This is a genomic window from Flavivirga aquatica (genome assembly GCF_001747085.1).
Classification (GTDB): Bacteria; Bacteroidota; Bacteroidia; order Flavobacteriales; family Flavobacteriaceae; genus Algibacter_C; species Algibacter_C aquatica.
Window position 1 is genome coordinate 660,319 of sequence record NZ_MDJD01000034.1, and the last position, 20,618, is coordinate 680,936.

19 protein-coding genes are annotated in these 20,618 nt (G+C 28.7%); 8 read left to right on the top strand and 11 right to left on the bottom strand.

Annotated features, from left to right (window positions below; translation table 11 throughout):
- Window positions 1-14: 14 nt before the first annotated feature.
- Window positions 15-1,136: a GNAT family N-acetyltransferase gene (locus tag A8C32_RS09000; protein ID WP_069830091.1), complete on the top strand. Its 1,122-nt coding sequence runs from the start codon at window positions 15-17 to the stop codon at window positions 1,134-1,136.
- Between the two features lie 53 nt (window positions 1,137-1,189).
- Here A8C32_RS09000 and capB read toward each other — a convergent pair whose 3' ends face one another.
- The 3 genes from capB to A8C32_RS09015 form a co-directional block, all read right to left on the bottom strand.
- Complete coding sequence (gene capB / locus A8C32_RS09005) at window positions 1,190-2,449, bottom strand: cysteate-C-fatty acyltransferase (RefSeq protein WP_069830092.1); 1,260 nt, start codon at window positions 2,447-2,449, stop codon at window positions 1,190-1,192.
- A 395-nt stretch (window positions 2,450-2,844) separates the two neighbouring features.
- Window positions 2,845-3,885 (bottom strand): cysteate synthase, encoded by a 1,041-nt coding sequence (gene capA / locus A8C32_RS09010; protein ID WP_069830093.1) that lies wholly within the window; start codon window positions 3,883-3,885, stop codon window positions 2,845-2,847.
- A 79-nt stretch (window positions 3,886-3,964) separates the two neighbouring features.
- A complete protein-coding gene (locus A8C32_RS09015) occupies window positions 3,965-6,103 on the bottom strand; it encodes a S9 family peptidase (RefSeq protein WP_083253299.1) in 2,139 nt (712 codons plus the stop codon).
- 69 nt (window positions 6,104-6,172) lie between these two features.
- Here A8C32_RS09015 and A8C32_RS09020 point away from each other — a divergent pair, with 69 nt between their 5' ends.
- The gene (locus A8C32_RS09020) at window positions 6,173-6,496 is read left to right on the top strand and encodes a YbaB/EbfC family nucleoid-associated protein (RefSeq protein ID WP_069830094.1); all 324 of its coding nucleotides are present in this window, start codon (window positions 6,173-6,175) and stop codon (window positions 6,494-6,496) included.
- A gap of 45 nt (window positions 6,497-6,541) precedes the next feature.
- On the opposite strand, the gene A8C32_RS09025 is transcribed toward A8C32_RS09020, so the two are convergent.
- Genes A8C32_RS09025 through A8C32_RS09040 form a run of 4 tightly spaced genes read right to left on the bottom strand, consistent with a single transcriptional unit; the run spans window position 6,542 to window position 10,255 of the window.
- Window positions 6,542-7,558: a threonine aldolase family protein gene (locus A8C32_RS09025; protein ID WP_069830095.1), complete on the bottom strand. Its 1,017-nt coding sequence runs from the start codon at window positions 7,556-7,558 to the stop codon at window positions 6,542-6,544.
- 29 nt (window positions 7,559-7,587) lie between these two features.
- Window positions 7,588-8,259, bottom strand: a complete 672-nt coding sequence (locus tag A8C32_RS09030; RefSeq protein ID WP_069830096.1) for an HAD family hydrolase — start codon at window positions 8,257-8,259, stop codon at window positions 7,588-7,590.
- Window positions 8,243-9,211: an ATP-grasp domain-containing protein gene (locus tag A8C32_RS09035; RefSeq protein WP_069830097.1), complete on the bottom strand. Its 969-nt coding sequence runs from the start codon at window positions 9,209-9,211 to the stop codon at window positions 8,243-8,245. The genes A8C32_RS09030 and A8C32_RS09035 overlap by 17 nt, the downstream gene beginning before the upstream one ends.
- A 21-nt stretch (window positions 9,212-9,232) precedes the next feature.
- On the bottom strand, window positions 9,233-10,255 hold the full coding sequence (locus tag A8C32_RS09040; RefSeq protein ID WP_069830098.1) for a glycosyltransferase: 1,023 nt from the start codon (window positions 10,253-10,255) through the stop codon (window positions 9,233-9,235).
- Window positions 10,256-10,634: 379 nt separating this feature from the next.
- On the opposite strand from A8C32_RS09040, the gene A8C32_RS09045 reads away from it, so the two are divergent.
- Window positions 10,635-11,195, top strand: a complete 561-nt coding sequence (locus tag A8C32_RS09045; protein ID WP_069830099.1) for a DUF8692 domain-containing protein — start codon at window positions 10,635-10,637, stop codon at window positions 11,193-11,195.
- Here A8C32_RS09045 and A8C32_RS09050 read toward each other — a convergent pair.
- Genes A8C32_RS09050 through A8C32_RS09060 form a run of 3 tightly spaced genes read right to left on the bottom strand, consistent with a single transcriptional unit; the run spans window position 11,176 to window position 13,390 of the window.
- Window positions 11,176-11,901, bottom strand: coding sequence for a hypothetical protein (locus tag A8C32_RS09050; RefSeq protein WP_069830100.1), 726 nt, complete (start codon window positions 11,899-11,901; stop codon window positions 11,176-11,178). The two genes, A8C32_RS09045 and A8C32_RS09050, sit on opposite strands and share 20 nt — an antisense overlap.
- Before the next feature lie 33 nt (window positions 11,902-11,934).
- Window positions 11,935-12,642, bottom strand: a complete 708-nt coding sequence (locus A8C32_RS09055) for a hypothetical protein (protein WP_069830101.1) — start codon at window positions 12,640-12,642, stop codon at window positions 11,935-11,937.
- 31 nt (window positions 12,643-12,673) lie between these two features.
- Window positions 12,674-13,390 carry a hypothetical protein gene (locus A8C32_RS09060; protein ID WP_123803369.1) on the bottom strand — a complete coding sequence of 239 codons (717 nt, stop codon included), beginning with the start codon at window positions 13,388-13,390 and terminating at the stop codon, window positions 12,674-12,676.
- 139 nt (window positions 13,391-13,529) lie between these two features.
- Here A8C32_RS09060 and A8C32_RS09065 point away from each other — a divergent pair, with 139 nt between their 5' ends.
- The gene (locus A8C32_RS09065) at window positions 13,530-14,564 is read left to right on the top strand and encodes a glycosyltransferase family 2 protein (protein ID WP_069830103.1); all 1,035 of its coding nucleotides are present in this window, start codon (window positions 13,530-13,532) and stop codon (window positions 14,562-14,564) included.
- Between the two features lie 24 nt (window positions 14,565-14,588).
- Here the strand turns inward: A8C32_RS09065 and A8C32_RS09070 are convergent, their stop codons facing one another.
- On the bottom strand, window positions 14,589-15,599 hold the full coding sequence (locus A8C32_RS09070) for a glycosyltransferase (protein ID WP_069830104.1): 1,011 nt from the start codon (window positions 15,597-15,599) through the stop codon (window positions 14,589-14,591).
- 183 nt (window positions 15,600-15,782) lie between these two features.
- On the opposite strand from A8C32_RS09070, the gene prfB reads away from it, so the two are divergent.
- The 4 genes from prfB (at window position 15,783) to A8C32_RS09090 (ending at window position 20,559) form a co-directional block, all read left to right on the top strand.
- Window positions 15,783-16,893, top strand: a protein-coding gene (gene prfB / locus A8C32_RS09075; protein ID WP_123803371.1) for a peptide chain release factor 2 whose coding sequence is annotated in 2 segments (ribosomal slippage) — window positions 15,783-15,845 and window positions 15,847-16,893 — 1,110 coding nt in all. Because the reading frame shifts where the segments join, the coding sequence is not laid out codon by codon here.
- Window positions 16,890-17,507 (top strand): HAD family hydrolase, encoded by a 618-nt coding sequence (locus A8C32_RS09080; protein WP_069830106.1) that lies wholly within the window; start codon window positions 16,890-16,892, stop codon window positions 17,505-17,507. The genes prfB and A8C32_RS09080 overlap by 4 nt, the downstream gene beginning before the upstream one ends.
- Entirely contained in the window at window positions 17,507-17,848 is a 342-nt protein-coding gene (gene arsC / locus A8C32_RS09085) for an arsenate reductase (glutaredoxin) (protein ID WP_069830107.1), read from the top strand. Before A8C32_RS09080 ends, arsC begins: the two co-directional genes overlap by 1 nt.
- Before the next feature lie 290 nt (window positions 17,849-18,138).
- Window positions 18,139-20,559: a TonB-dependent receptor gene (locus tag A8C32_RS09090; RefSeq protein WP_069830108.1), complete on the top strand. Its 2,421-nt coding sequence runs from the start codon at window positions 18,139-18,141 to the stop codon at window positions 20,557-20,559.
- Window positions 20,560-20,618: the final 59 nt, after the last annotated feature.

A 20,618-nucleotide genomic window follows, 5' to 3' on the forward strand; every position in this document is an offset into this window, starting at 1 on the left:
CGTATCAATGTAATATGATAACATTAAAAGAAGTACATACAAAAAAAGACTTAAAAGCGTTTATAAAATTCCCTTTCAAGCTTTACAAAGACTCAGAACAATGGGTACCTCCTATTATTAGTCAAGAAATTAAAACTTTTAGCAAAAAAGAAAATCCTGTATTTAACGATGCAGATGCTAGATTATTTTTAGCCTATAAAAACAACGAAATAGTAGGGCGAATTGCAGCAATAATAAATTGGCTTGAAGTAAAAGAACAAAACCAAAAAAAGATGCGCTTTGGTTGGTTTGATTTTATTGATGACATAGAAGTATCTAAAGCTCTTTTAAACGAAGTAGAAAAAATAGGAAAATCTTATAACTTAGAATATACTGAAGGCCCTGTAGGTTTTTCCAATTTAGACAAAGTAGGTGTTATGACAGAAGGCTTTGATTCCATTTCTCCAATGGTAACTTGGTACAACCACCCATATTATATCAAACACTACGAAGCTGCTAATTTTCAAGTAGAAAAAGCGTATTCTGAGAGTAAATTTCCTTTTAAAAATGTTAAACCAGAAACTTTTTTTAAAGCTCAAGAACTCATTAAAAGACGTTATCAACTTAAGGCCTTGAAGTTTACTAAAACTGAAGAGGTTATGCTTTATGCTGATAAAATGTTCGATCTATTTAATGAAAGCTATGCTTCACTAGCTTCTTTTGTAGCTATTAACGATGTTCAGAAAGAATATTTTAAAAAGAAATTCATAAGTTTTGTAAATCCTGAATACATAAAGTTTGTTGTAGATAAAGATGATGAATTAGTTGGATTCGCCATTGTTATGCCTGCTTTTTCTAAAGCATTGCAAAAAATGAATGGTAAATTATTCCCATTAGGTTTCAGGCATATTTTGCATGCAAAAAAGAACAGTAAAGATGTTGTATTCTATTTAATAGGTATTCATCCTGATTACCAAAACAAAGGTGTTCATGCTGTTATTTTTAATGAGTATTATAATATTTTTAAAGAAAAAGGTATAGAAACCTGTTTTAGAACTCCAGAGTTAGAAGATAACACGGCTATACATCAAATATGGAAACATTTTAATCCAGTAGTTTACAAACGTAGAAAAACGTACAGAAAAAATATTGCATAAAAAAAATCCGATTCTTAATTGAATCGGATTTTTTTTATTTCATTTAAAACCTACTACTCACCCATTGCCGCCATTACAGCTGCAGATAAACGTTTGTATGTTCCATTTTCTAGTCGATCTCTAATAGCATCAAAAGCATCTAACGTTTCTGTTACATCTTCTAAAGTATGTGTTGCTGTTGGTATTAGTCTTAATAAAATAAGTCCTTTAGGGATTACAGGATAAACCACTATAGAACAAAATATTCCATAGTTCTCACGTAAATCTCTAACCAGCGCCATAGCTTCAGGAATACTACCTTTAAGATATACAGGCGTTACACAACTTTGCGTTGTACCAATATCGAATCCACGTGTCTTTAAGCCAGATTGTAATGCGTTAACATTTTCCCATAACTTATTTTTTAACTCAGGCATAGTTCTAAGCATATCTAAACGCTTAAGAGCACCAACAACCAATTGCATTTGCAGTGATTTTGCAAACATTTGAGAACGTAAATTATATTTTAAATAATCAATTATTTCTTGATCACCTGCAATAAATGCTCCTGTACTTGCTAATGATTTTGCAAATGTTGCAAAGTACACATCAATATCATCTTGAACGCCTTGCTCTTCTCCTGCTCCTGCTCCAGTTGCTCCTAATGTACCAAAACCATGTGCGTCATCAACAAACAATCTAAAATTATATTTTTTCTTAAGCGCTACTATTTCTTTTAAACGACCTTGCTCACCTCGCATCCCAAAAACTCCTTCAGAAATAACTAAAATACCTCCTCCAGTTTGTTCTGCCATTTTTGTAGCTCTCTCTAGATTCTTTTCTAGACTATTTACATCATTATGTTTGTACGTAAAACGTTTCCCCATATGTAAACGTACACCATCAATAATACAGGCATGTGCATCAACATCATAAACAATAATATCATCTTTAGATACTAATGCATCTATCGTAGAGACCATACCTTGGTAACCAAAATTTAAAAGATAAGCAGCTTCTTTTTTAACAAAAGATGCTAACTCATTCTGAAGTTTTTCATGTAAATCTGTATGACCAGACATCATTCTAGCTCCCATTGGATATGCAGACCCGTATTGCGCCGCAGCTTCAGAATCAACTTTTCTTACTTCTGGGTGATTTGCTAAGCCCAAGTAATCATTAATACTCCAAGTAATAACATCTTTTCCTTGAAACTTCATACGGTTAGAAATCTCACCTTCCAATTTAGGGAATACAAAATACCCTTCGGCTTGAGATGCCCATTTTCCTAATGGCCCTTTATCTTTATAAATTTTTTCGAATAAATCTTTCATTTATTATAAATCTTATTGCTATTATATTTAGACATAACTATAAATAGGGAATTCCTTTTTTTAGAGAAACATAAACATTGTAAATGTTTAAGGAAATTTTAAAGAAGCCTTTAATTTTTAGTTAGTTCTTGCAAAATTAAATATTTATATGGTTTGAACATAATTTTTACTGCTCAATTATTTGAAATACTAATTAAACTTTATAATGAAACATGTAATTCTCTCCTTTTTTTAATTATCCTGAATTAAAAACTAAGACTATACTTACGTGATTCTAGTTCTACAAGTAAAAAACAATTTGGTTAACTGTTTTTTTAATTTAATTGACAAAAAAATAGAGATAATATTTTACTTTATAAGTAAAATATTATCTCTATTTAAAAAAATTATATGTACTATTTTATATATTCAATATTTTGAATTGCAGCTTCATTAATACTATCAAAAAAGCCTTGTTCGTTCATCCATTTATCACTATACACCTTACTCATGTAACGTGAGCCATGATCTGGAAATATAACAACTACATTATCTCCTTCTTTAAATCTTCCTTCATCACCTAATTGCTTAATTCCTTGCATTACTGCACCAGACGTATATCCTACAAACATACCTTCTGTTTTTGCTATTAATCTAGCTGTATGAGCACTTTCCTCATCAGTTACCTTAACAAATTCATCTATAACATCAAAATTTGTTGCTCCTGGTATTAAGTTTTTACCTAAGCCTTCAATTCTGTATGGATATATTTCTTTTTTATCAAACTCTCTAGTTTCGTGATATTTTTTAATAACAGAACCAAATGCATCAACTCCAATAACTTTAATATTTGGGTTTTGTTCTTTTAAATATTTTGCAGTTCCTGAAATAGTTCCTCCGGTACCACTACATGCTACAAGGTGTGTTATTTTACCTTCTGTTTGCTCCCATATTTCTGGACCTGTAGATTTATAATGAGCATCAATATTTAATTCATTAAAATATTGATTAATATAAACTGATCCTTTCATCTCTTCATGCAAACGTTTTGCTACTTGATAATACGATCTAGGATCATCTGCACTAACATGTGCAGGACAAACGTATACTTTAGCTCCCATCGTTTTCAACATATCTATTTTGTCTGCTGAAGATTTTGAGCTTACTGCAAGTACACAATCATAACCCTTAATAATACTTACCATAGCAATACTAAAACCTGTATTACCTGAAGTTGTCTCTATAATAGTGTCTCCTGGAGAAAGAATTCCTTTTTTTTCTGCTTGCTCAATAATATATAAAGCAATTCTATCTTTTGATGATTGTCCAGGGTTAAAAGATTCTACTTTTGCATAAAAGTTACCTTTAAACTCTGAAGCTATTTTATTAAGTTTAATAAGTGGTGTATTACCTACTAAATCTAATACATTATCAAAAACTTGATTTTTGTGTTTCATAAAAGCTTATTACAAACTGTGCTATTTTTATAAATAAATTCAGTTTTAAAACCGAACAAAAGTAAAACTTTTTTTTTTATTATCCACGTATCCCTTCTAAATCTAGTAAAAAGGCGTATTCTAAAGCTACTTCTTTTAGACTTTCAAAACGTCCTGAAGCCCCGCCATGACCAGAATCCATGTCTGTATGTAATAACAATTTATTTGAATCTGTTTTTAATTCTCTCAATTTTGCTACCCACTTAGCTGGCTCCCAATATTGTACTTGAGAATCATGCAATCCTGTTGTTACCAACATGTTTGGATATTCTTTAGCCTCTACATTATCGTATGGCGAATACGACTTCATATAATTATAATATTCTGGATCATTAGGATTTCCCCACTCATCATACTCTCCTGTTGTTAAAGGAATGGTATCATCTAACATGGTTGTTACTACATCTACAAAAGGAACTGCTGCTAAGACTCCGTGGTATAATTCTGGATTCATATTAATAACAGCTCCCATTAACAAACCTCCTGCAGAACCTCCATAAGCATACAAATGTTTATTTGATGTATAATTTTGCGCTATTAAATACTTTGAACAATCAATAAAATCGTGAAATGTATTAAGTTTTGTTAATAGTTTACCATTTTCATACCAATTTCGACCTAAATATTCTCCTCCTCTAATATGTGCAATAGCATAAATAAATCCCCTATCTAATAAACTTAAACGAATACTTGAAAATGATGGATCTGTAGTAGATCCATAAGAACCATAAGCATACTGCAATAAAGGATTGGTTCCATCTAATTTTATTCCTTTTTTATAAACTAAAGATATAGGTACTTTTACGCCATCTCTTACTGTTGCCCAAACACGTTTAGATTCATAATTTTCTTTGCTAAAATTACCTCCTAAAACTTCTTGTTCTTTCTTTATCTCTTTTTGTTTGGTCTTAAAATTATAATCAATTACAGAACTTGGAGATGTTAATGAATTATAACCATATCGCATTACTTGACTATCGAAATCTGGATTATTACCTATATAAGCTGTATATGTTTCAGAATTAAAAGGTAAATAATAGTCTTCTTCACCATTCCAACTCATTACACGTAATTTATTAAGCCCATTTTCTCGCTCATTAACAACCAAATAATCTTTAAAAATTTCAATATCTTCAAGCAACACTTCTTTTCTGTGTGGTAAAACAGTTTCCCAATATTTTTTCCCTGTATTATTCTCGTTTGTCTTAAGTAACTTAAAATTAGTTGCGCCATCTAAATTTGTTATAATGTAAAAGGCATCTTTATAATGTGCTATGCTGTATTCTAAATCTTTTTCTCGTTCTTGAAAAATTTTAAAATCATTATCGGGAGCATCTGCACTTATAAATCTATATTCTGATGATAATGTACTAGAAGATCCAATTACAATATACTTTTTAGATTTTGTTTTGTAAACAAAAGCATTAAAGGTTTCGTCTGCTTCATGAAAAACCTCAATATCTTTGATTGTATCTGAATGTAACTTATGCTTAAAAATTTTATGAGATCGTAAAGTGACTTCATCTTTCATTGAATAAAACATGGTTTTATTATCATTTGCCCATGTAGCACTTCCTGTGGTATTTAATATTTTATCTGAATAGATTTCACCAGTAATTAAATTCTTTACTTGAATTGTATATTGACGTCTACCAACAGTATCTGTAGAAAAGACCGCCAAAGTATTATCTGGACTTATAGCAATGCCACCTAAATTGAAATAAGAATGTTCTTTTGCCATTTCATTGCAATCGAACATAACTTCTTCTGGCGCTTCTAAAGATTCCTTTTTACGCACATAAACAGGGTAATCGCTACCTTTTTCATAACGTGTTATATACCAATAGCCATTAAGTTTATAAGGTACGGTATTGTCTTCTTCTTTTATTCTGCCTTTCATTTCTTCAAATAGATTTTTCTGAAAAGCTTCGGTATGCTGCATTACTCCTTTTGTATAATCATTTTCAGCATTTAAATAATCAATAACATCAGGGTTCTCTCTATCATTCAACCAATAATAATTATCAATTCTATCATCATCATGAATACTAAGCTTCTTATATATTTTATTTACTACTGGAAACTTAGAAAGCTCTATTTTTTCTATCATCTGTTGATTTTTTTTACAGGAATAAGCAAAAATAATACTTAGCATCAAAATAATAGCTTGATTTTTCATTTTATATAATTCATTATTGTAAATAACCTTATTATTTTAATAATTTTGTATTAAATAAAATACAAAAATATGTTTGGAGATATGATGAATATGATGGGTAAACTAAAAGATACCCAAAAGAAAGTTGAAGAGACTAAAGTACGTTTAAATACTGTTTTAATTGATGAGTCTAGTAATGATAATAAACTTAAAATCTCTTTAACTGCTAATAGAACTATAAAGTCTATAGAAATTGATGATGAATTGCTTAAAGATAAAGAGCAACTTGAAGATTACCTTATTTTAACACTTAATAAAGCTATTGAAAAAGCTACAAGTGTAAATGAAGCTGAATTAGCTGCTGTTGCAAAAGAAGGTATGCCGAATATTCCAGGAATGGATATGTTTAAATAATTAAATTTTAGATTTATAGATACTAAGTACTGATAGGTTAAGTTTTTAAATTTTTAAGAGTGTATATAATAATCTTTCATGCATAGTATCTGTATAATCTAAGTGTGTAACCATTCTCAATTTACCACCACCCATACTAATAATATAAATATTTTTATTTGCTAGATTTTGTACAAAATGGGTTTCACTAACATCATTATTTAATTCGAAAATTACAATATTAGTCTCAATAAGCTCTACGTTTTTAACTATTGCTAATTTAGCTAACACGTTGCCTATTTCTTTAGCTTTTTTATGATCCTCTTTTAATCTTTCAACATGATTATCTAAAGCATATAATCCAGCTGCTGCCAAATACCCAGCTTGACGCATATTACCACCAAATATTTTTCTAATTCTAATCGCGTTTTCCATTATTTGAGTATTACCAACTAATACAGACCCTATAGGACATCCTAAACTTTTACTTAAACAAACAGAAATAGTGTCAAAAACTTCCCCGTATTGTTTTGTTGTTTCTTGCTTAGCTACTAGAGTATTCCATAGTCTTGCACCATCTAAATGAAACCCCAGTTTATTAGTATCACAAACATTTTTTATTTTTAGAATTTCATTAAAATCCCAACAAGCACCACCTCCTTTATTAGTCGTGTTTTCAATTTCAACTAAACTCGTTTTACTATAATAATAAGCGTCAGGGTTTATAGCTTCTAATACTTGATCGGCTTTAAACATACCTCTATTACCATCAATCAGCTTACATGATATACCACTATTAAAAGACGCTCCTCCAGATTCGTAATTATAAATATGAGCATATTTATCGCAAATAACTTGATCTCCAGGGTTTGTATGTAATTTTAAAGCGGTTTGGTTAGCCATTGTACCACTTGGAAAAAACAACGCACTATCCTTATCAAACATAGTTGCAATACGCGACTCTAATTCATTAACAGTTGGATCTTCTCTAAATACATCGTCTCCCACATTAGCTTGCATCATAACTTCCAGCATAGCTTTAGTTGGCTTTGTTACGGTATCGCTCCTAAGGTCTATTATCATTTCTAATTAAACATTTTTATTTATGAATATTATAATTGAATTATATTCATAATTTCTTTTAGACTATTTATTTTATGGTTTGGCAGATATTCAAATGGTATATTGAAATTTTGTGAATGAATATTCAAACCTTTATTTAGCAAACAAACTGTCGTCCATCCTAGTTTATTTGGTGTAATAAAATCTTTTTTTAAATTATCTCCAATATAAAAATATTTACCTTCTTTAAAGGTTTTTTCAAAATATTTATAATTTTCAATATTTGGTTTTTCACTACCAAACTCTTCTGAAATTATAATTTCAGAAAAATAAACATCGAGTTTCATTGCTTTTATTTTGTTTCTTTGCTCAATGCTTCTACCATCTGTTAAAAGTCCTAGAGAAACCTTATTCTTTTTTAAATAATCTAAAACTTGTGTATTCTCTGGTTTTAAAAACAACTCAGGTTTATGAGTTCTATATAAATTTAATAATTGGTCAACACTAAATGGACAATGATATTTTTCAATTATAAGTTTAAAAACATTTTTTCTAGCTATATAAAAATCTAGCATATCATTATAAATAGCCGTTTGATCTCCATGGATCTGAGCTGAAAGCTTAAAAGAAATGTCTTTAAAAGCTGATTTTAAAAAATCAACTTCATTATATAATGTATCATCTAAATCGAAAATAACAACTTTATTAGTCTCTGTAGTCATGAACTAAAATTTCATCGTCGTAACGTAGCATTAATAAATTATTTTCCCAATCATCATAATATGGTATTTCTTCTCCTAACAGGTATTCTTGGATAATCCATTTAGGATAATTACCTCCTGCTAAATATGATAAAGGAAACCCTCCTCCAAACCTTGGGTTTATTTCTATTCCAATAATTCTATCTGTTTTTCTATGCATAAAACATTGAATTGTAATACACCCTCTCATACCTTCATAACGAGAAGCATTATTCTTAAAAAAGTCTACTAATTTGTTTTTTTTAGTTATTCCTTTACTAACCTCTCCTGCTCTTATTTCTATTCGTTTTCTAGGTATTATACATTTTAAAGAGCCTGATTTATCATAATACGCATCACATGTATACTCGTCATGATGGTTCTTATCTATATATCTAAAAAACAGTAATTTAATATTGTTTAAATGATAATTCGAAATTTGTGAAGCTTTCTTTAACACATAATTATCATTACTGCCACTACCATTTACTGGCTTAACAAATATTGGTAATTTAAAATTATCTTTAGAGTATAACTTAGGCGTATTAAGATGCATCTTTTTAAATACTTTTTTAGATTTCATCTTATTTTCGCATGCCCTAATTATATTTCTGTTTGATATTATTATTTGTATCCCTAATTTGTTAAACTCATTCACTTTTCTAGAAAGAATGTTTAGCTCTGTATCTATTGTTGGTACAATAAGCTTTACATTATTTTCTATACATATTTTTATTAACTGATCTAAATAATCTTTATCTGTTACCTTACAGACCTTAAATGCATTATCTGCTATTTGAGCAGCTGCAGATAATTCCAGCGAAGCATCAACAACAATTACTTTACCTTCCTTGAAAATTTTCTTCAACTCCTTTTTAAAAGCCCTAACTAAAGAAACCCTTCTTCCTCCCGATGTAATTAAAATGTTACTCATTCAAAATTTTCTTTATTTAGATTATTTTTTAAATCTTAAAAATGGGTTGCATATAATAAATAGTATAAAATATGCACGTTTAATATTTAATACCTTGGTTATAAGCCTATATACAATTCCATTATAATCATTACCAATAAATGAATTCAATGGATATGCTCCTATTTTAGTTAGATTTTTTAAAATTAATTTCACGTTTTTTAACTTGATAACAGACTTCATTATTCTTATCATCATAAAAAAAACAAATGATTGTTGTCTAGCTTTCAACCTAGTTATGCATTTTTTTGACTGTGGAGTGTCTTCTTTTATTCTTTCAATAAGTTTTGCATATTCTACTGCTGCATTTTCATTATCGTAAATAACTTTTAAATAATGTTCTGGCTCTTTACTTGTCATTGCAGAGCCTTCTACTTTTACATGTCTATGTGCATCCAATGGTAAATAAGCAACTTTACCAGCTTCTATTAATAATGAAACTGTAAAAATAGCGTCTTCCATCCACCTCCCGTGAATAAAGCAAACTCCAGATGTAACTAAAAATTCTCTATTAATAATGTACCACCAAACTTCATTTTTAAATCCTCTATCTGCAATGTATTCAATACCGTTTTTTGATATTTTTGCTTTTAAAGAAGAGGTATTGTCTGTATTTGAATTATTTATATTAAAAAATGTTGTTTTACAAGACATAAATGTTACAATATCCACCTTATGCCAATCTGCACAGTCCAATATGGTTTTCAAAACATTTGAAGCTAAATAATCATCTGGATCTATAAAATAAATATAATCACCTTTTGCTAGTTTCACACCTTTATTTCTTGCTGCACCAACACCTTGATTTTCTTGACTATAAACTAAAACATTCTTATACTTTTTAGCATAGCTATTGGCTATAGAAATGCTATTATCTTTAGAGCCATCATTTATTATTAAAATTTCATAATTATGAGTTCCTAAATTTTGATTTATAAGGCTATCTATACATCCTGAAATATATTTTTCTACGTTAAAAACCGGAACTATAATACTTAACCTCAATATAGATGTATTAAATTTTAAAAAACATATTACTTATCATAAGACGAACAAAAACCTAGTCAAGCTTACCTTAAAATATGATAAAAAGCCTTTCCCTATAAAAAAATATACTACAAATATTGTGTAAAAAAAATATTACACCAAATTATTTCTCAATATTATCGATTTATAATGTTTATTATCCGATAAATAGATTTAAATCAATCTAGATTGTTATTTTAGTTGAGTAATAATTTTCTTATAACTCAATATAACAAACTATATGTTAGTTAATAGGTTTAAAAATTATATTCTTGATTTATTCAGTTTTCATAAAACTAGTCTATATCTTCTTTTTTTATTAATTATTGTTGATTTTGCTTTTATAATACTTCACTGCATGAATATGTATGGCGTGATTGAAAGAAATAATCTGTATTTTATTGAAGACGATAATAGTTACTCTGAAGTTTTTCAGTATATAAAAGAATTATGGATATTTCTTATTCTTATATTTATAGCTGTGAAAAAAAAAATATTCCCGTATGTAATATGGTCCTTATTATTTTTGTATTTATTATTTGATGATTCTTTAAGTTTACATGAAAACATTGGCGAATATTTATCCAATTATTTTGAAATACAGTCGGGTTTAGGAATACGTTCTGTAGATTTTGGGGAACTAATAGTCTCCTTTTCCGTGGGTATAAGTTTTACGTTTTTTCTTGTTTTAGGATACTTAAAATCTAATAAAACCATAAAAAAGGTTTTTCAACATCTTTCTATATTTATCCTACTTTTAGCTTTCTTTGGTGTTTTTATAGACATTTTGCATGTATTTTTTAATGATAATAATAAGTTAGGGCTATTTGAAGATGGAGGAGAAATGATAGTTATGAGTATTATATTAGCTTATGTTTTTAATTTATTGGACAAAAATTTTAATTTACAATTGGTATAAAAACATCCTTTTTCAACATTTTACTGTTTAACCATAAATATATAAAAGAGCTTATCGCTATTAATAATTCGATGAGTTCTGATGATTCTTGTAAAATTAAATCTGCTCTATTCCCTACGCTAACAATATCTGCATAAAAATCTATACTCCCATGAAAAATAATAACTATAAACCATGGTAAAAGGATTATTGGTACATAAACATCTTTAAATTTATAAAAACGATAAAACCAAATTCCAATTAACCCACTTACCCCATAAATTAATCGAAGAATTTCTGTATTCCCTTGAATTCCATCGATATTATGAATTGTAGTCTCATTACGAAGGTTAATTTCTTTCCATGAATCTGGTGTTTCAAAATGAAAAAACCATTGTCCCCATGCAATTTCTTCCATAGCTAGAAAAATTAAACAAAAAGAAAATATAAAATATAACAACGCTGGGAAAAGTTTCTTAAACTTAAAAAGCTTAATACTAAGGTTTAATCCATAAAACCCTGCGAGGATAAATACAATAAATGTAAGTATTTCAATAGGTTTATTCTCATCTAATAACCAAAAACCCATTTTACTTGTAGAAGGAATTAATAAAACTACCATCATTAAAGCAGTTATTACTACTGGAGTGATAACTATAATTTTAACCGTGTTCTTGGTTATTCCATATTTTTCATAAAAAAAATCTACTGTAAATATCTTTTTCATAGTAATTGTTTTATTTAATCAAATCATTTATTCTTATTTATTAAATTTTAGCATTCTAAAATTTAACAATAAATATAAAAAAGCGCTTCCTACAATAAGTAATTCTATGAGTTCTGTCATTTCGTATGACGCATTTAGTACTCCAGAATCTAAAGTCAATCTATCTGTCAAAACATCGAGTTTCGTCCAAAGCATAAATATTATAAACCAAGAGATTAAACAAAAAGGAGCGTTTATTTTGTTTAACCTATTAAAATACTTTAAAAGCACACCAAAGAAACCTCCTAAACCAAATCCAAATCGGAGATAACCATTCTCTCCTTGAATTCCTTTTAAATTATGCAATGTTGTTTCCCCTTGTACATTAATTTTCGCCCAATTTTCCGGGGTTTCAAAATGGAAAAACCACTGCCCCCAAGCAATTTCTTCCATGGCTATAAGAATTAAAAAAAATGAAAATATGCTATAAAAAATTATCGCTCCTACTCCTAAAATTTTGTGATTTTTCAGAATAAAAAATATACCATAAACGCCTCCAATCATACTAATAATAAAAGTCAACATTTCTACTGGACCATTTTCTTCTAATAACCAAAACCCATAACTTCTTGTTAAAGGGACTAATAAAATACCTGCAACAACAAAAATTAAAACAAATGGAGCTATAAAAATAACTTTGGTACTTTTCCTAGTTATTTTATACTGATTACTTGAATAAATAAGATTAAATATTTTTTCCATTTAATAGTAATTGAAAGCTCTAAAACTAATTTTAATTATTACTGGGGTTCATTTTCAAGACTCTAAAATTCAATAATAAATATAAAAATGCACTTCCTGCAATTAATAATTCAATAACCTCTGTTATAGCATAAATGGCATGTAAAACTCCTGAATCTATAACTATATTATCTGTTATTATATCTAATGCAGCGTAACATGCAATTATTAAAAACCATGAAAACAAAACAAAATGTACATTTATTTGGGGTAATACTTTATAATATCTAAATAGTATTCCTGTTAGGCCTCCCATACCAAAAATAAAACGAAGCGTATCATTTTGCCCTTGTATTGCCGAGATATTATGAAGCGTTGTTTCACCTTGAACGTTTATATCTTGCCAATCTTTTGGAGTTTCAAAATGAAAAAACCATTGTCCCCACGCAATCTCTTCCATAGCTATGAGAATTAAAAAAAATGAAAATATAAGATAAAATAATGTTGGTCCAATCCCTAATACTTTCGAGAATTTAATTGCTTTAACAACACCATAAATACCTCCTATAAAAAAAACTAAAAAAGTTAATATTTCTATAGGGTTATTTTCATCAAGCAACCAAAAACCAAAACTTCTTGTTGAAGGAATAATAAATATAAAAATAATAAAAGCAGTTATTATTATTGGTGAAATGAAAATAATTTTAGCTAATTTTCGATTAATTTTATAGGGTTCATCTAAAAAAAGTAAATCATTTTTTTTAACCATAATCATTTATTTTTCAGCAATTTAAAAAATAAAACAAGAAAAACCTTACTTTACAAAGATTAATTTAGGTTTTAAACTATTAATTATGCTACCAAATAATTAATAGTATTAGCTTAGTTATAAATAAATTAAATGTACTATGAAGTTAAGCATTGTTGTCCCCTGTTATAATGCAGAAGAACATATAGGCAGATGTCTAAATAGCTTGATTAATCAAAGTTTAAATCAAGCCGATTATGAAATAATTGTAATAAATGATGGATCTACAGATAATAGCATAAAACTAATTGAAGAATTTAAAAAACCTTACAAGAATGTAACTATATATAGCCAACAAAATAAAGGACTTGGAGCTGTTAGAAATAAAGGTATGAAACTAGCTAAGGGTGATTATATTTATTTTATTGATTCTGACGATTATCTTGCTTATAACACTTTAAATATCGTGTTAGATCATTTAATCAAGTTCAATTTAGATCTTTTAGGTTTTAAAACAAACGAAACCGAAAAATTAAATTTATTTTCATCTTCAACCAAAAACATTCCTAAAGTTACCGTAACAAAAGGAGTGGATTTTATGCTTAATAACAAGCAACATAGGTATGAGGCCTGGTGGTATATTATAAAAAATGAATATTTACAAAAAACTGGATTTCAATTTGAAGAAGGCAAATTTTTAGAAGACGTTATTTTTACTTTTAGAATATTAATGAATGCTAAACGATTTGCATTTTTACCAATTGACGTACATAGGTATGTTAAAAACCCTAATTCTATAATGAATAATGAATCGCAACCACATTTAAGGAAGTTAATAGCCGGTTACGTTAGCTTAGTACATAGATTAAACAACCTTACTAATGATGTTTTAGAAATAAAAGACTCAGAATATCTAAAAATTATAGAGAACATAAAATATACCTCTTCCCTAAATACTTATTTTATGTTTTATAAATTAATACGCTCGGATATTTCAATTAAAAATATTAATAAAATATTAAATAACCTTAACAAGATAAACGCGTATCCTTTTAAAAGAAAATCAATAGCAGAAGTCTATTCTCATTATAAAGTAAAAATATCTGCTATCATATTTAATAATAGATGGCTTTTTTATGTATTACTTTACCCAATCAGGCTTCTTTATAAAAAACAATTAATAAGACTTCCTTGATTTTATAAACAGGAATAAATTATGCTAAAATTTATTTCTCAAAGCAATCAAGTTTAATAAAACTGGTTTATTATTTACAAGCCTATTTAAAAACCTAAATTTCAATGTATTATATTCTTCTAATGTAAAATAATTTATAGGGTAAGCTTTAACATCTATAAATTCACTTAGTCTTTCACTAACATCTTTTTTTCTATACTTTTCTCTTATCATGTTTATAATATTAAAAAAAGTAAACACATCTCTTCTATATTTTAAATTACTAATAATAATCTCCCGATCTTTAATACCCTCATTTTCAATAGTATTAATTAAACGACTATAACTAAGTATCATTAAATACATAGAATCTATTAGTTTTCTCTTTTTTTCAACGCTTTTATCACGCATCACCGAGGTTGTAGTTTGCACATACCTATGTATCTGTATTGACTTATAAGCCATTCTACTTGACTTTAATAGTGCTTTTAATGTAAAAATAACATCAGCATTATTCCCACTTTCATCAAAACTTATATTATTATTAATTAATAATTTTCTTTTTACAAAATACCACCAAACTTCATGTCGTAAATGCTTGTTTTCTTTAATATAATCTAGCCCCCTCATTGTTAGTGTTTGATTATTAACAGCATCACCTTTCTTTAATTTAAACGCTTTTAAATTTGAAGTTTCTAAAGTATCAAACCCTATCAAGTCTAAATCGTTTTTTGAAGCATATTCTAATATTCCACCTAATGAGTTGTAAACAAGATAATCATCGGCATCCAAAAAATAAACATAATCACCCTTAGCTAACTTTAATAGCTTATTTCTTGTTGAGTCCGATCCAACATTACGCTCAACATACAAAGAAATATGCTCATGTTTTTCTAAATAATCTTTAACAATGTCTTTACAATTATCTTTAGAGCCATCATCCATAATTATTATTTCATAATCTTTTTTGGATAAATCTTGATTTATTAGACTTTCAAGACAGTTAGCAATATAAAGATTGGCATTATACATAGGAATTAAAACACTCAATTTCATAAAATTATAGTTATTTTTTAGGAAATAGAAAAAGTCAAAATCAGTTCAATATTAAAATTAGCATTATCAAGTTAAATTAATAAATAAATTCGATGTCATTCTTAATTTTCACATATAAATACATTTATCATATTCCTAGTAATAATAATTAACCCTATTTTTGTTCAAAATAAAATCAAATTTATGATAACATCCGATCAAATTAAAGATCTTAATACCCGCCTTGACAAACTAAGGCACTATCTTTGACATAGATGCCAAACTTATAGAAATACACAACGAAGAAGAACAAACCTTCGACCCTAATTTTTGGAACGATCCAAAAGCTGCAGAAGCGATTATGAAAACGCTACGAGTAAAGAAAAAATGGGTAAAAGATTATAATACTGCAAAAACACTTATTGAAGATTTAGACATACTTTATGAGTTTCATAAAGAAGGAGAATCTACAGCAGAAGAAGTTCAAGAACAGTATAATAACACAGCTACTCTACTTGAAGATATCGAGTTTAGAAACATGTTATCTGAAGAAGGTGATGGTCTTAGTGCTGTACTACAAATTACTGCAGGTGCTGGTGGTACTGAGTCTTGCGATTGGGCAAGTATGCTTATGCGTATGTACTTAATGTATGCTGAAAAAAGTGGCTTTAAAGTTAAAGAACTTAACTTTCAAGAAGGTGATGTTGCTGGTATAAAAACTGTTACTCTAGAAATTGAAGGTGACTTTGCTTTTGGCTGGTTAAAAGGAGAAAACGGCGTACACCGATTGGTGAGAATATCGCCTTTTGATAGTAATGCTAAACGCCATACTAGTTTTGCTTCTGTTTATGTATACCCACTTGTTGATGATACTATAGAAATTGAAATTAACCCTGCAGATATTGAAATTACTACAGCTCGTTCTAGTGGAGCTGGTGGTCAAAATGTAAATAAGGTTGAAACTAAAGTTCAATTAACCCATAAACCAACAGGGATTCAAATTTCATGTTCAGAAACACGTTCTCAACACGACAATAGATCTAGAGCTATGCAAATGCTTAAATCTCAATTATATGAAATTGAACTTCAAAAACAATTAGCGCAACGAGAAGATATTGAAGCTGGCAAAATGAAAATTGAATGGGGAAGTCAAATCCGTAATTACGTAATGCACCCATACAAGCTTGTTAAAGATGTAAGAACCACCCATGAAACTGGTAATGTTGATTCTGTAATGGATGGAAATATAGACGAATTCTTAAAATCTTATTTAATGATGATGGGACAAAAAGTAGAAGACGACAACCAATTATGAATAAAATAGATACTATAATATTTGACCTTGGAGGTGTACTTATCGATTGGAATCCAGAATACGTTTTTCTAAATGAATTCAATGGAGATCGAGAAAAAATGCAGTGGTTTTTTGATTATGTTTGCACTAGCGATTGGAATGAAAATCAAGATGCAGGATATTCCATGGCTCAAGCTACTGAAGATAGAATAGCGCTTTTTCCTGAGTACGAAAAGTTGATAAGAATGTTTTATGGTAGATGGGTAGAAATGCTTGGAGGTGCTATAGAAGGTACTGTTAAAATTTTAGAGACATTTATTAAACATGAAAATTATAAAGTCGTAGCCTTAACAAACTGGAGTGCAGAAACCTTCCCTATTGCTTTAAATAGGTTTGATTTTTTACATTGGTTTGAAGGTATTGTAGTTTCTGGTGAAGAAAAAACTAGAAAACCTTTTGATGACATATACAATATCACCCTAGACAGATTCAATATTACTGCTGAGAATGCTATTTTTATTGATGATAATTTAAGAAATATAGAAGCTGCTAATAATCTAGGCATAAATGGTATTCATTTTAAATCTCCTGAAGCACTTATTGATCAATTGAAAAATTATAATATAAACTTATAATGATTAAAATATATCACAACAATAGATGTAGCAAATCACGCTGCGGACTTGAAATCCTCGAAGAATCTGGAAAAGAATTTGAAGTCGTTAAATATCTTGATAATACTCTTAATAAAGAGGAATTAACAGATATAATTAAACTTCTTGGTATTAGTCCCATAGACTTAGTTAGAAAAAATGAAGCTATTTGGAAAACTAATTTCAAAAATAAAAATTTAAGCGATGCTCAAGTTATAACTGCAATGGTTGAAAACCCTAAGCTTATAGAACGTCCAATAATTATAAATGGAAATAAAGCCGTTATTGGTAGACCTCCAGAATTGATATTAAACATTATTTAATCAAAAAAAATACTTTTATTTCTTTTGTATAACCTAAAAGACCTAAACCTATTTTAGGTTATACATTCGCTTTTAAACACTGTTACTAGTATAATTTACTGTTGTTTTCAATTGAGCTTCCTTCATCATAAATAATTATAGATAACAAATCTATATCTAAGGTTTAAATTTTGAGTAATATTTATAACCAAAGCATTCCAAACATCACATATTTAGTTTAACAAACATTTAACGGTTAAAGATTAAACCTCCACTTAATTTTACCGTCAAAAAATTCTAAAATCAACTCCATGCGGAAATACTTAATTTCTTTTATTCTTCTTAGCTTATTTTCTTACACCCTAATAGCTCAAAGACCAGAACGAAAAGAAGTCTTAATAACAGGAACAGTAATAGACAAGGCAACTAAACAGCCTTTAGAATACGCTACCATAGCTTTCTTTAGTAAACGTCAAAACAAAATAGTTACAGGTGGTATTACCGATCAAAAAGGAAATTTTAGCATTCCTGTATTAACAGGAATGTATGATGTAACTATAGAGTACATCGCCTTTAAAACAATCACTATTCCAGACAAAAAAATTAGACAACCTGAAACTATTGGAATAATAGCTCTTGAAGAAGATTTTGAATCTTTAGGCGAGGTAGAAATTATTGCAGAACGTACAACAGTTGAAGTGCGTTTAGATAAAAAGATATACAACGTTGGTAAAGACCTCACTGTTAGTGGTGGTAACGTAAGCGATGTATTAGATAATGTACCTTCTGTTTCTGTAGATGCCGAAGGTAATGTCGCTTTAAGAGGAAATGATAATGTTAGAATTCTTATCAACGGTAAACCATCGGGGCTCGTCGGACTTAATTCTACAGATGCTTTACGCCAACTTCCTGCTGACGCTATTGAAAAAGTAGAAGTGATTACGTCTCCTTCTGCTAGATATGAATCTGAAGGAACTGCTGGCATCTTAAATATTATTTTAAGGCGAAGTAAATTACAAGGTCTCAATGGTTCTATAACAGCTAATGTTGGTTATCCAGATGCCGCTGGTATTTCTGGTAATGTTAATTATAGAACAGGAGACATTAATTTTTTTAACACAACATCCTACAGATACAACGAGTCCATTGGTCATTGGTATAATGATGTAAAATACAATGATATAAATACTCCAGATTTAGATGAAAAAAGAGACTGGACAGATATAAGAAAAGGAATTACAACAAACACAGGCTTAGAATGGTATATAAACGATTCTGCTTCATTAACTTCTGCTTTTATTTATCGTAATAATGATAATAAGAATAACTCAATTAACAATCTTGTTTCATTAGATAAAATTACAGGAGAAACAAGTAGAAATATAAGATTAGACCCAGAAAAAAGTGATAATACAACTTTGCAATATTCATTAAATTTTATCAAGAACTTTGAAAAAAGTGGACATAAATTAACTTTCGATTTTCAATATGAAGATTCAGATGAAGATGAAAATTCATTAATAAATGTTGATGGTACAAATACAGATAAAGTAGCAACCATAGAAGGACAAAGAAAAATTTTATTACAATCTGATTATGTACTACCTATTGGCAAAAATAGCCAATTTGAAATAGGATATCGTGGCGATTTTAGTGATAGAACTACAGATTACATAGTTGAATTATTAAATACTAATTCGGGTAGTTTTGAAATAGATAATAACCTTACTAATACATTTAATTTTAGACAATATATCACAGCTACTTATCTTCAATTTGGTAGCAAAATTGGTGAATTTTCATATTTATTAGGCTTACGTTTAGAAAATACAAGAACCACTTTAGACCAACCAACAAGTGGTGATTTTAAAAAGAAGAGCCTTACGGGTTTATTTCCTACTGTGAACTTAAATTATGAAATAAGTGATGATCAAAACTTGTCTTTAGGATACAATCGTAGATTGAGAAGACCTCGAGGTTTTATGCTAAACCCCTTCCCTTCTAGATCTAGTCTAACTAATGTTTTTCAAGGTAATCCAGATTTAGATCCAACTTATACCGATAAATTTGAACTTGGTTATTTAAACCGTTTTAATCATTTTACTTTAAGTACCGCTGTGTATTATTCACATTCAACAAACGTTATTTCTTTTGTTAGTAGAAGAACTGGTGAAACAGTTATTATAGATAATGAAACGTTTCCAGTAATCCTTAGAGGTCCTGTTAATATTGCAACTAATAATCGTTACGGCTTAGAATTTAATTTAAATTATAGTCCATCACGAAAATGGAGAGTTAATACCGATTTTAATATTTTCAAGCAAGAAATAGAAGGTGCTTTTAATGGTATTGATTTAGGTTCGGATAATTTAACGTGGTCTGCTCGTTTAACTAATAAGCTCACATTACCATACAGTATAGATTGGCAAACTAACATGAACTATAGAGGTCCTGTATCTGATGCTCAAAATGATAGAAAAGGGAGATTTTCTACAAACTTAGCTTTTAGCAAAGATTTATTTAAAGACAAAGCTTCTATTGCTTTTAATGTTAGAGATCTATTTAATAGTAGAATTTCTAAAAATCATATTATAGCAGAAAACTTTACTACAGATCAAGAAATTCAATTTAGAGGTGGTCGTACTTATAACTTATCATTTACCTACAGGTTTAATCAAAAGAAAAAAATGGAGCGTAATGGAGGCTCGCATGGTGGAGATGACGAAATGTAACAATAAATAAATTTCAAAATGGCTGAAATAAATTAGCCATAATACTATAAAAACATAAT